Here is a 12,428-nt window from a genome sequence, read left to right as displayed (position 1 = left end):
CATGGATCCATTTGAAGACGACGACAATCCTGACCCGTTCGAGGACGTGAATCGTATGGTGTTCGTGTTTAACGACACATTAGATCAATGGGTTTTAAGGCCTGCTGCACAGGGTTATCGCAAGGTGACTCCCGATGTCGCTGAGCGTGGAATCGGTAATTTTTTTGCCAATCTAGGCGAGTTCAACTCTGCTGTGAACAGTTTATTGCAGGGCAAGGTGGATGCATTTCTTGCGAGCGGAGGACGCTTCGCGATCAATTCAACCCTAGGCATTGCTGGATTGTTTGACGTTGCGACACCCATGGGAATGGAGTCCAGAGAAACCGACCTCGGGGAGACGCTGGCCATTTGGGGGGTGCCGCGAGGGCCGTATTTGATGGTGCCATTTTTTGGGCCCAGAACCCTGCGTAGCGGTATTGGTTCTATCGGCGATATTTATCTGTCACCCGAGGCCTACATCGACTCTACGCATGGGCGCAATGGTCTGTACGGCTTGCGAGTGGTCGACGAACGCGCCGAGCTACTTGATGCTGACGCGCTGTTGTCGGGTGATCGCTATATCTTCCTCCGAGACGCCTACTTGCAGCGGCGATCAGCGCGCATTGAGAGCGAGACGAAGGAACCTGAGGATGTGTTCTCAGAATTCGATGACGACTGGCTTGATGAAGACTTCGAAGATAATCCCTTGTGAAAAGCGGTGATTATTCGCATTTTTGTGACATAAGATTGCACCTCGGTAATGTTTTGCTACCATAGACCAAGCCTTTAGCAAGCGAAATCGATGACCGATATTGTCGCGAACATTATTTTAATAGACGACGACTCAGTGCGAGCCGCAGCGTCCGTCGAATTGCTTCAGTCACTGGGACACAGCGTCCGGGTGATTCAAGACCCTTTCGGTGTGAATGAGCCCCTTGACTATGGTAGTGAGGTAGATCTGCTGGTCTGTGAAACCTCCTTGACGCAGTTTTCTTGGGAGTCCGCTAAAGACGCTATTCTCGATCTTGACATCCACGTGCCCGCCATCATGTTTGCAGACGAGGCAGAGGCTCAGATAATCCTAACGGCCCTGAGACTTGGTGTGAGTGACTTTTTTGTACGGCCGATCCTCGATGTCAACGCCCTTAATGCCTCTATTGAGCGCTGCGTTAAGCGTCGACGCATACGGCAAGAATTAAGTGACTCTAAACGGGCGCTGGAACATACCAACACCGAGCTGCGCGACGCGGTAACGGTGCTGGAACAAGATCAGCAAGCCGGCCGACAGGTGCAGCTGCGAATGCTGCCGAATTCGCCCCTAACCGTCGATGGTTACGAATTCCGTCACAGTATGTACCCATCATTATTTTTAAGTGGCGATTTTGTTGAATACGTTACCGTTGGGGATGATCACGTGGTCTTCTTCATGGCCGATGTATCCGGTCATGGCAGTTCTTCTGCGTTTGCCACGGTGTTGTTAAAAAACCTCTTTGCTCGAAAACGCTCCGATTTTATTCGCAGGAACGATCACACCTTGCTCGATCTGGGTGCGATGTTAGAGCACGCCAACAAAGAGCTGCTCGACTTAGCGGTGGGTAAATACGCCACCATGATTGTGGGCCTGTTGAACATTAAAGAGAACACTCTGGCCTACAGCGTGGCGGGACATTTGCCACAACCGATCCTGAAAACGCCTCTGGGCGCTGAATACTTAGTGGGTGAGGGCGCTCCGGTTGGGTTAATGGAGCACGCACGCTATTGTGTGCATGAAGTCCAGCTGCCATCAGAGTTTATGCTGATAATGTTCTCTGACGGTGTACTGGAGCTCATCGATGGTGAGGATCTTATTGCCAAAGAGTCGAATTTAAGGTCCATCATTGACAGCAGTAGGGGCGATTATCAGGCAGTGCTTGAAGACCTAGGCGTTGCGCAGGCGCGAGAAATCCCCGACGATATCGCGGCACTATTTATCACACGAGCGGCGAACAATGGCTGATGCTCAAATACTAGCGGCGAACGACTCTGGGGCTTATTTGTTGAGACTTTGCGGTGATGTTCGCCTGACATTGTCGACAACTTTAGACGATTACCTAGAAGCTATGGTGGCCGATCCCGAGTTTCAGACCTTGATCGTTGATTTATGTGAAGCCGAGAATTTAGATAGCACGACGCTTGGCATGCTGGCGAAGGTGGCGCTGCGGGTAGAGGCCGATTTTCACATCCAGCCTGACCTCTATTCTTGCAAGGCGGGGATCAGCCGATTGATTCGCTCGATGGGTTTCAGTCAGTTATTTCACATTCATGAAGAGTTGTGCTGCGCCGACGGCGAAACCAGTGAGCTTGCGGTTCAGGGCAGCGACGAGAAGCAGATGCACGCCAAAGTCCTTGATGCGCATCGCACCCTGATGTCGATATCGACTGAAAACGAAGCGCGTTTTAAAGACCTATTAAACGCCTTGGAGTTAGTCCAGTAGGTCTCTTACGGAGCTAGCCTTTCAAAGTACTATGTTTCGCGCGAATAAAATCGGAATGTGAAACGTAGATCAACTCTGCCACGCGACGAATTAAGTGTTCCTCGTACCTGCTGATTTCACCGTCCGCGAGAGCGACCTGCCACATGAGCTTTACAATGATGTACTTGTCGTTAGCGTCTGCATGATCGTTAATGATTCGGGTAAATTCGTACAGTGACGTGGCTTCATCGACTTGCGCGCTGGCTTGTTGTTTGATGTCAGCTAGCGTTTTTGAGTCTAACCCAAAGGCCTCTTGCAGGGCCTTTGTCAATGTGGCTTCTTCCTCAGCGTCTTGTTCAAAGTCAGCACGTGCGACCTCGTAAAGCAGCGCGGCCGCGACCAGAGCTAAGGTGTGTTCTGTCGTGCGCGGGTTGGTGTCGGCGCTGTTTTCAAACAATGATTTGAAGACTTTGATCAGCATGACTTAATCAGTTGCTCCAGTTTTTCTTGGTCGGCAATGAAGCGGCGAATGCCGTCCGATAGTTTGTCGGTCGCCATGGCATCGGCGTTCAAGTCGTAGCGAAAGCTCGCCTCAAACGGTGCTTGTTTCGGTGTGTCGGATGCGGCGCCAGCGGCATCGAGCTTTCGTGTCAGTGCGCCTGAATCATCTTGCAATGACGCCAGAAGATCTGGGCTAATCGTTAAGCGATCACAACCCGCGAGGGCTTCAATCTGGCCCTGGTTGCGAAAGCTGGCGCCCATGACAACGGTGCGATAGCCATGGGTTTTGTAGTAGTTAAAAATTCGAGTCACTGATTGTACGCCAGGGTCATCGAGAGGATCGATGATCTCGATGTTGGTATTTTGTTTGTACCAATCCAGTATTCGACCAACAAAAGGTGAAATCAAAAAGACGCCGGCATCCGCACACGCTTGCGCTTGCCCAAACCCAAACAGTAAGGTCAGATTGCAGTGTATGCCTTGAGCTTCCAGTATTTTTGCTGCCTGTATGCCCTCCCACGTAGCCGCAATTTTTATCAGAATGCGGTCAGTGCCCAGCCCCAATCGATCGTAGGCTTCGACCAAGCTCAAGGCTTTATTGACGGTTTCCGGTGTCGAAAAAGACAAGCGTGCATCGACCTCGGTAGACACAACACCCGGTACCAGTTTGGCAATTTCAGCGCCCATTAGTACAGCAAATTCATCAGCGGCGCGGGTAATACGTTGCGCATCGGAGTCGCGAGTGTTTTGCTGGGCTTGCGCTAGCGCTTGGTCTAAAAACGGCCGAAAGTGGTCATCTTGAGCGGCTTTGAGTAGCAGCGACGGGTTGGTCGTGGCATCTTGGGGCTGGTACTGGGCGATCGAGCGAATATCTCCCGTATCAGCCACCACTGTTGTCATACTTTTTAACTGCTCTAGCTTGTTCATGCGCTTTCCTTTTGGTCTACTCCCGCTTGCTCCACTAAGGCTAGGGCGTCGACAAGTATCTGTTCGTTGGCTCCGGGTCTGTGTGCGTGTTCGCTGAGGTAACGCCGGAATTGCTTCGCACCTCGACAACCCTGATAAAAGTTTATCAAATGTCGAGTGACGTGGTTGAGTTTAACACCCTTTTCGAGTTGCTCTTTGCTGTATCGCACCATTTCGGTCATGATTTCTGGCTGGCTTAATAGGTTTTGCTTGCCGTACACCGCTTCGGAGATAGCGCGTAAATGCCATGGGTGATAATAGGCTTCTCGTCCAATCATGACGCCATCAACATTCTGTAGGTGTTCTATACACTCTTGTGGTTGGGTGATACCGCCGTTTATGACTATGGTGAGCTCAGGCAGCGTTTGTTTCAAGCGATAGACCCATTCATAGTTCAACGGCGGGAGGTCGCGATTCTGCTTGGGCGATAAGCCCTTGAGCCACGCCTTGCGCGCATGTACTACAAAATGGCGGCAGCCAGCCTCTGCCACCGTTTGCACGAACTCGAGTAGTTCCTCGTAGGAATCCTGATGATCTATGCCAAGACGGTGTTTGATCGTAACGGGTAAGTCGGTTGCTTTTTGCATGGCTTGAACGCATGCGCTAACTGTTTTGGGTTCGCCCATCAAGTAGGCGCCAAATCCGCCGGATTGCACGCGGTCAGAGGGGCAGCCACAGTTAAGATTCACCTCGTCATAACCCCATTTCTGAGCCAGCTCAGCGCAGCGAGCGAGAGCGTCGGGTTCATTACCGCCGAGTTGTAGTGCTATGGGATGTTCACTATCATGAAAATCTAAGTGATAGGGTTTATCACCAAATAACAGGGCGCCGGTCGTGACCATCTCGGTGTACAACAAAGCCTGTGGAGCAATTAAACGCCAAAAGTACCGGCAATGACGATCAGACCACTCCATCATAGGAGCAGTACTGAGGCGAATAGACTCTGAGTAAGGGCTTTTAAGGGAGATTTCCGTCGTCATCTGGCTTGCCGTTCGAACTTGGCGGCAAGTGTATCGAACTGCTTGGTGAATGACTACGTATACTCCCATAATGGTCTGAAAACAGAAATTCTGACCGCGATTGAGCGGATCACAAATTGTAAGGAAAGAACAGCATGCGACTTCATCGATCAGCCATAGCGGCTTTGACTTTTTGGACATGCGCTAGCGTTGCTGAGCCGCTATCGCAGGACTGGGTGGATCAGGCGCGCGCAATTGGCTACGAGGCGGCAAACAGTAATATTGCGTACTCTGTTGTCGAGTCCTTAACGACCGAGGTGGGACCGAGGTTGGCCGGCACTGAAGCAGAAGCGCGCGCTCGAGATTGGGCGGTATCTGAACTGACGAAGTTGGGATTTGACTCAGTTACCGTCGAGCCTTTTGACGTACCTCTGTGGGAGCGACATATCGAGCGTGGTCGCATTGTTGCGCCTGCCGAGCAGCCTCTGGTGCTGGTGGGTCTCGGTGGCAGTGCCAGCACTGGTGAAGCGGGTGTAAAAGGCGCCATCTTGCGCGTCGAATCGCCCGATGCGCTGCAAGCGCTGCCGGATGGTGCCGCTGAGGGCAAGATCGTTTTTGTCGACCAAGTGATGGCACGTACCCAAGACGGCGCCGGCTACGGTGCTGCAGTCCGCAAACGGCGCGAGACCGGCGAGCAAGCGTATCGTTTAGGTGCTGTAGGGGCGCTCATACGGAGTGTTGGCACTTCGGGCCACCGCTTTGCGCACACCGGACAAATGAAACGGGCGGGAACCTCTGACCTACCCGTTGTTCCAACTGCGGCGGTGTCTGGCGCAGATGCTGATCAGCTAGGGCGTTTGCTGGATCGATACGATTCGGTGGAAGTAGAGTTGGTGCTGACCAGCGAGTATCTGCCCGCTGCGCAATCGGGTAATGTTGTCGCCGAGATCAGGGGGCGTACACGACCCGATGAAGTCGTGATTATTGGCGCGCACTTGGACTCTTGGGACTTGGGCACGGGTGCACTAGACGACGGCGCTGGCGTGGGTGTTGTCGTTGCTGCTGCAAAAGCCCTCATGGATGCCATGCCCGAAGGTCCTGACCGTACGCTTCGTGTTGTACTGTTCGGTGCAGAAGAAGTAGGGCTGGTGGGTGCTAAAGCCTACGCACAAAAACACCAAGCCGACTTGGACAAAATCATATTGGCTTTTGAATCCGATTTTGGGGCAGGGGATATCTGGCGTTTAGATCATGGTGTTGCTGATGAAGCTCTGCCCTTGATCAAGAGCATGACAGCGATGCTGTCGCCTTGGGGCGTTATCCCGGGTAAGCCGGGTGCGACGGGCGGCCCCGATATTTCGGTGCTGGCGCAGGCGGGCGTGCCGGTTATCACCCCGTTACAAAACGGTTGGGACTATTTCGATTACCACCATACGCCCGACGATACGCTTGATAAGTTGGAGCGGCATTCTTTGGATCAGAATGTGGGGGTGTACGCCGCGATTCTGAGCGTTGCCTTGCGCGAGGGCGTGTCCTTTAAATAGAGTACGTTACGCGTGACGCAACCTAGTTATTGGGTGGATGGTCAAATCCAGGAGCGCCTGCCAAAAGCCACTGGCGTATATCGCTTTTATAGCGATCAGGGCGCGTTGCTCTACGTTGGCAAAACGATCGATTTTCAGGCGAGGATTCGCTCGCATTTTCAAACGGCACGCAAAGAACCACGGCATGCAAAATTGATGCAGGGTGTCACGCGAATCGAATGTCAAACTACCGCTGATGAGCTTTCAGCTCTGTTGGTGGAGAGCCAGGCCGTTAAAAGCGAACAGCCCCTGTTTAACAGACGTTTACGAAAGAAGCGTGCGCTTTGGACGGCCGAGCTGCTGGCAGACGACCAAGGGTATTTTGTCGTTAAGCCTCGCAAAGTAGAGCAGGTCGAGCAGCTTGGATACTGCTATGGACTGTTCGCTAATCAAACTCAACTTAAAAACTGGTTGCGAAATCATGCCGCCGAGCACGGCTTATGCTTGCAGCGCGTTGGGCTCGATCGTGGTAAAGGGCGGTGTTTTGGGCGTCAGATCAAGCGCTGTGATGGCGCGTGTTGTGGCGAACAAAGTGCCGAGGCCTACAATGCAGCGCTGTTGGACTTGTTTGCGCAGTTTCAATTGGTGGTTTGGCCCTATCACCGACCCTTATGGGTAAGAGAATGGGATGATTCCAGTCACTCTGGGTCAAAAGCTCCACAGGGCACTGCACAGGGCTGGCATGTATTTCACTACTGGACTTATTTAGGCTCGTTTGAGCGCCCTATGGCGGGTTTGGAGGCTGATTTTGACTGGAATGAAGTGGTCGATCGCGACGCGTATCGTATTTTGTTGAGTTTTTTGCGCAACGATCGTGTTGCGTTGCATCAACTCGATGACAATGGCGATCTCGTCGCAGTGAGTAATCGGTTTTTATGAGCGCAAGCGAGGGGCTTCAAGTTGTATGGTTTAAGCGTGATCTTCGGCTTGAAGATCATGCTCCGCTGGCCGCTGCCGCGAATGGTAGGCCCACGTTGCTGCTGTATGTATTCGAGCCCGAGCTTATTAATGACCCGCACTACAGCGAGAGGCACTGGCGTTTTGTTACACAAAGCTTGCTGGAAATGAACAGTCGCCTAGAGCCTTTAAATCAGCGAGTTTATATACTCAAAGGATCTATGCTGGAGGTCCTGGCCGCCATACACGCACACCATCCGATCTCGAATTTGCTGTCGTACGAAGAGACGGGTCTTAGAGTGACGTATGAGCGTGATAAAGCGATTTCGGCATGGTGCCGGAAGCATCATGTAAAATGGCAGGAGTATCGCTCAAATGGTGTAAAGCGCGGCCGATACTCGCGCGATGGGTGGGCTCACGATTGGCACAGAGTGATGTCTCAGCCGCTGGCTGAGCCTGAGTGGGCGCAGTTGTTGCCAGCTACGGACCAACAGCGATGCCTTTCTGACTATATGATGGATCGTGCGCTATTGAAAGCGTGGAGCACACGAGACCCTTCGCATCAACTTGGCGGTGTTGGCGCTGCGCAGCATGCGCTGGATAGTTTCTTTGACGAGCGCGGTAAGATCTACCACAAAGCGCTGTCGAAACCGCTCCTGAGTCGCAAGCACTGCTCGCGTTTGTCGCCCTATTTAGCTTGGGGTAATTTGAGTATCCGTCAAGTGTATCAGCGGCTTCAAGCAGAGCGCGGTCGGTCGGGGTGGGGAAGAGCCTTGAGCGCGTTAAACTCACGTTTGCATTGGCATTGCCATTTTATTCAGAAGTTCGAGTCGGAAGACCGCATTGAGTTTGAACCGATGAATTTTGGTTATCACCAATTTCAGGATGACTACAGCCCGGCGAATGAACAAGCCTGGGCCATAGGGAATACAGGAATACCGTATCTAGACGCCTGTCTTCGCTGTTTGCAACGCACCGGATACCTGCATTTCCGCGGTAGGGCGATGATCGTGAGCGCTTTGTGTCACTTGATGCAGGGGCGTTGGCAATTCGCTGCGCGACAACTGGCACAGTGGTTTTTAGATTTTGAACCAGGTATTCACTACGCCCAGATTCAAATGCAAGTAGGGCTTACCGGTATTAATACTCTGCGAATTTATAACCCAGTTAAGCAGGGTTTGGATCACGATCCCGATGCGGTCTTTATAAAAAAATGGGTGCCCGAGCTGAGCGAACTACCCGTCCCCCTCGTGCACACCCCTTGGGTGCTGGGTCCCATCGAACGCGCATGTATGGATTTGAGTTACCCAGATCCAGTGATTGATATTGCCCAGGCGCACAAAGCGGCGCGCGCAGTTTATTGGGATCGTCGCCAAAACCCGCTGGTCAGACAAGACATAAACCGCGTACTCTACCGACATGTCGAAACGCGCACACATTTGAAGACGCAACACAGTAATAAAGGAGAACTAAGGTGAAGATAACACTGCGCTGGCTCAGCGCGCTGGCATTGGTTGTGCCAATGCTTTCGCAGGCTGAGCCCTACCCCAGTACTTACGCGCCGCTTCCGTCAGAGACAGTACTGCTAAAGGGCGGTACGATTTTGACGGGTACAGGCGAGCAAATCGACAACGGTGATGTGCTCATAAAAGATGGAAAGATTGCTAAGGTTGGTAAAGACCTGAAAGCTCGTGGCGCGAAGGTCGTCGAGTTAGAGGGTGCCTGGGTGACCCCCGGTATTATTGATGTACACTCGCACCTAGGCGCTGGCGGAGTGCCAGGAGTTCGCGCCCATTCTGACGTCAATGAAATGACGGCTCCGACGACGCCGGATGTATGGATTGAGCATAGCGTTTGGCCTCAGGACCAGGGTTTTGTCACCGCATTGGCGGGTGGGATTACCGCATTACAAATTCTTCCGGGCTCGGCCAATCTTATTGGCGGGCGCACGGTGACTTTAAAGAATGTGCCCTCGCGTACGGTAGCGGGCATGAAGTTTCCTGGGGCGCCATATGGCTTGAAAATGGCCTGTGGAGAAAACCCCAAACGCGTTTACGGCAATAAAGGTCGAGCACCCTCGACCCGAATGGGCAATGTTGCGGGTTATCGAGCAGCTTGGATTGATGCCTTAGATTACAAAGCCAAAATCGAGAAAGCCAAAGAAAAAGGTGATCCTCTACCCAAGCAAGATTTAGCCAAAGAAACCTTGGTAGGCGTGTTGGACGGTGAAATCCTGGTCCATAACCACTGCTACCGCGCCGATGAGATGGCAACGATGCTAGATGTGGCTAAGGAGTTTGGGTACAAGGTCACGGCCTTTCACCACGCGGTTGAAGCATACAAAATTGCTGACCTACTGGCCGATCGAGGGGTTTGCTCTGCCGTGTGGGCCGATTGGTGGGGCTTTAAAATGGAAGCCTACGACGGTATCAAAGAGAATGCAGCGCTGTTGCACGAGGCTGGCGCATGTGCGGTCGTACACAGTGACGATGCTCACGGTATTCAGCGACTCAACCAAGAAACAGCTAAGGTTGTGGGCGCGGCGAAGCGCGCTGGAATTAACATACCCAAGTCGACAGCCATTCAATGGATCACCCTGAATGCGGCAAAAGCCCTGGGGATTGACGCTATGACCGGTAGCTTAGAGCCAGGAAAAATGGCAGACCTTGTGGTTTGGAACAATGATCCATTCAGTGTTTATGCTCTGGCACAACAGGTATACATCGACGGAGCCGTGGTATTTGACCGTGCTGATGTCTCTAAACAGCCCATGATGGATTTTGGTTTGGGAAATGGCGTGATTGGAGGTGGTCAATGAAGATCAAAACAATGTGGGGTCTCGGTTTGGTAACAGCCTTAGCAGCACCATTCTGCTTGGCTGCACCCACGGCTATTACCGGTGCAAATATCGTTAATTCACAGGGAGCCATTGAAGAAGGCGTCACGATTATCGTTGATCAAGGTACGATTCAAGCGATAGGCGAAAACATTCCCGTCACAGATGAGATGGATCTTATTGATGCCGAGGGTCGTTGGGTCACCTCAGGGTTTGTGGCAGCCTCGGGTAATCTGGGGCTAGAAGAGGTGGGGGCGGTCGGTGACAGCGTCGATACTCGCACGAAACACGCGCAGTTAACCGCAGCATTTGAAGTAGCCGATGCCTTTAACGCGGCATCGACACTGATTCCCGTAGCGCGTACGGAGGGTCTTACCTCGGCCTTGATAATGCCCTCTTTGAGCAACGACGGTGATGAAGGCGGCTATGACCGCATCTTTGCGGGTACCGCTGCTCTGGCAGATTTGAGTGGACAACTAGAGTCTATTCGCGTGCGCTCGGCGGCGGTGGTGGCCTACCTTGGTGATCGCGGCAAAGACGCTGCAGGCGGTTCGCGTGCGGCTGCAGTCGCGGGGTTGCGGGCGGCTCTTGAGGCTGGAAAGCTCTACAATGAGTCCGGTACGGTAACTAAACGGTATGCCTTGCCCGAGGCACTGGAGGGCGCACCGTTCTCTGTTGAGGATGTGCAGCAATTCGCATTGGTTGAAAGTCGTAAATTACCTTTGCTCGTTCATGCAGATCGGGTCGCGGACATTGCGCAAGCGCTGAAAATTCAGCAGCAATTTGGTATTCGTATGGTCATTATTGGCGGCGCTGAGGCCTGGAAATTGGGGGCGCAACTGGCGCAGGCAAATATTGGTGTCATTTTAAACGGCGAAAATAACTTACCCGTCAGCTTTGATCACTTAGGTGCTCGCCTCGATAGCGCGGCAATCTTGAGTCGAGCCGGGGTTGAAATCGCGTTCAGTGGCGAAAATGCGACGACGCATAATGCCCGAAATATGCGGCAAGTTGCTGGTTTAGCTGTGGCGCATGGTTTGCAGTGGGAACAGGCAATCCGCGCGTTATCGCGATCGGCCGCCGGCTTGCTTGGTTTTGACGCGGATGTGGGGCAGTTACAAGCTGGCGCTATTGCTGACTTGGTCGTGTGGGATGGTGATCCACTAGAGCTTGATACCTACCCTAGCCATGTGTTTATCCGAGGCGAGGTTATGGACCTGAGTAATCGTCAGACCAAGCTGCGCGACCGCTACCTTGATTTAAAGTCTGAATTGCCGCCCGCTTATCGATAAGCCCGTGCGCATGGGGGCATAGGTCAGTATAATGCGGCCTTTGATTTTTTAAGGCCGTACTATGACTACTGTGCGCACTCGCATTGCTCCATCGCCTACTGGGGATCCTCACGTAGGCACAGCTTATATCGCACTCTTTAATTTGTGTTTTGCTCGCCAACATGGCGGGCAATTTATTTTGCGCATTGAAGATACTGACCAAGTGCGCAGCACCCGCGAATCAGAACAAGCTATTTTAGACAGCTTACGCTGGCTGGGTTTGGACTGGGATGAAGGTCCAGATGTTGGGGGTGATTGCGGGCCGTACCGTCAAAGTGAACGGTCGGAGTTGTATGTGAAATACGCGGACCAATTGCTCCAAAGCGGAAAAGCCTTTCGATGCTATCGCACGCCCGAAGAGCTTGAAGAGCTGCGTCAGCAACGCCGTGAATCTGGCTTAAGCACGGCACTCAAACCGTCTGATTTAAAGTTAGACGAGGCCGAAGTCGCGCGTCGTGAAGCTGCGGGGATGCCCTCGGTTATTCGTATGGTGGTCCCTGAGGAAGAGGGCAGCTGCGAAGTGCAAGATCTGCTGCGTGGCACGGTCTCCTTGGATTGGAGCATGGTGGACGCTCAAATCTTGATGAAGTCTGACGGTTTACCTACGTACCACTTAGCGAATGTTGTCGATGACCATTTGATGGGTATTACCCATGTTTTGCGCGGCGAGGAGTGGTTGAATTCGGCACCTAAACATCAGTTGTTGTACCAGTATTTTGGCTGGGAAATGCCGGTCCTGTGCCATTTACCCCTGCTGCGTAACCCCGATAAGTCGAAGTTGAGTAAACGCAAGAACCCAACCAGTATTTTGTACTACGAGCGCATGGGGTATTTGCCCGAGGCTTTGCTCAATTACCTGGGGCGTATGGGCTGGTCTATGCCCGACGAACGCGAAAAGTTCTCGCTCACCGAAATGCAGGACG

General features: G+C 52.6%; 12 protein-coding genes. 9 read left to right on the top strand and 3 right to left on the bottom strand.

Annotation, left to right across the window (positions count from 1 at the left end; genetic code table 11):
- The first annotated feature begins 1 nt into the window (after position 1).
- From ACTF5Z_RS08920 to ACTF5Z_RS08910, 3 genes are all read left to right on the top strand, one after another.
- Positions 2 to 691, top strand: a complete 690-nt coding sequence (locus ACTF5Z_RS08920) for an MlaA family lipoprotein (protein ID WP_438985330.1) — start codon at positions 2 to 4, stop codon at positions 689 to 691.
- Between the two features lie 90 nt (positions 692 to 781).
- Positions 782 to 1,975: a PP2C family protein-serine/threonine phosphatase gene (locus ACTF5Z_RS08915; protein ID WP_438985329.1), complete on the top strand. Its 1,194-nt coding sequence runs from the start codon at positions 782 to 784 to the stop codon at positions 1,973 to 1,975.
- Complete coding sequence (locus ACTF5Z_RS08910; RefSeq protein WP_438985328.1) at positions 1,968 to 2,453, top strand: STAS domain-containing protein; 486 nt, start codon at positions 1,968 to 1,970, stop codon at positions 2,451 to 2,453. Before ACTF5Z_RS08915 ends, ACTF5Z_RS08910 begins: the two co-directional genes overlap by 8 nt.
- Before the next feature lie 13 nt (positions 2,454 to 2,466).
- Here the strand turns inward: ACTF5Z_RS08910 and ACTF5Z_RS08905 are convergent, their stop codons facing one another.
- From ACTF5Z_RS08905 to dusA, 3 genes are read right to left on the bottom strand one after another with little or no spacing between them, the layout of a single operon-like run.
- The gene (locus ACTF5Z_RS08905) at positions 2,467 to 2,913 is read right to left on the bottom strand and encodes a TerB family tellurite resistance protein (RefSeq protein ID WP_438985327.1); all 447 of its coding nucleotides are present in this window, start codon (positions 2,911 to 2,913) and stop codon (positions 2,467 to 2,469) included.
- On the bottom strand, positions 2,907 to 3,860 hold the full coding sequence (gene tal, locus ACTF5Z_RS08900) for a transaldolase (RefSeq protein WP_438985326.1): 954 nt from the start codon (positions 3,858 to 3,860) through the stop codon (positions 2,907 to 2,909). Before tal ends, ACTF5Z_RS08905 begins: the two co-directional genes overlap by 7 nt.
- Positions 3,857 to 4,879, bottom strand: coding sequence for a tRNA dihydrouridine(20/20a) synthase DusA (gene dusA, locus ACTF5Z_RS08895; protein WP_438985325.1), 1,023 nt, complete (start codon positions 4,877 to 4,879; stop codon positions 3,857 to 3,859). The genes tal and dusA overlap by 4 nt, the downstream gene beginning before the upstream one ends.
- A gap of 134 nt (positions 4,880 to 5,013) precedes the next feature.
- Here dusA and ACTF5Z_RS08890 point away from each other — a divergent pair, with 134 nt between their 5' ends.
- The 6 genes from ACTF5Z_RS08890 to gltX form a co-directional block, all read left to right on the top strand.
- Positions 5,014 to 6,402, top strand: coding sequence for a M28 family peptidase (locus ACTF5Z_RS08890; protein WP_423849565.1), 1,389 nt, complete (start codon positions 5,014 to 5,016; stop codon positions 6,400 to 6,402).
- 12 nt (positions 6,403 to 6,414) lie between these two features.
- Positions 6,415 to 7,320, top strand: coding sequence for a GIY-YIG nuclease family protein (locus ACTF5Z_RS08885; protein ID WP_438985324.1), 906 nt, complete (start codon positions 6,415 to 6,417; stop codon positions 7,318 to 7,320).
- Positions 7,317 to 8,816: an FAD-binding domain-containing protein gene (locus tag ACTF5Z_RS08880; RefSeq protein WP_438985323.1), complete on the top strand. Its 1,500-nt coding sequence runs from the start codon at positions 7,317 to 7,319 to the stop codon at positions 8,814 to 8,816. The genes ACTF5Z_RS08885 and ACTF5Z_RS08880 overlap by 4 nt, the downstream gene beginning before the upstream one ends.
- Positions 8,813 to 10,156, top strand: a complete 1,344-nt coding sequence (locus tag ACTF5Z_RS08875) for an amidohydrolase family protein (protein WP_438985322.1) — start codon at positions 8,813 to 8,815, stop codon at positions 10,154 to 10,156. The genes ACTF5Z_RS08880 and ACTF5Z_RS08875 overlap by 4 nt, the downstream gene beginning before the upstream one ends.
- On the top strand, positions 10,153 to 11,466 hold the full coding sequence (locus tag ACTF5Z_RS08870) for an amidohydrolase family protein (protein ID WP_423849561.1): 1,314 nt from the start codon (positions 10,153 to 10,155) through the stop codon (positions 11,464 to 11,466). Before ACTF5Z_RS08875 ends, ACTF5Z_RS08870 begins: the two co-directional genes overlap by 4 nt.
- A gap of 61 nt (positions 11,467 to 11,527) precedes the next feature.
- The coding region (gltX, locus tag ACTF5Z_RS08865) for a glutamate--tRNA ligase (protein WP_438985321.1) at positions 11,528 to 12,428 on the top strand (901 nt) is incomplete at its 3' end.

This window comes from Aequoribacter sp. (assembly GCF_965659035.1).
Lineage (GTDB): Bacteria > Pseudomonadota > Gammaproteobacteria > Pseudomonadales > Halieaceae > Aequoribacter.
The sequence above is the reverse complement of the archived record's forward strand: the minus strand, read 5'-3'. Positions and strand labels throughout refer to the sequence as shown.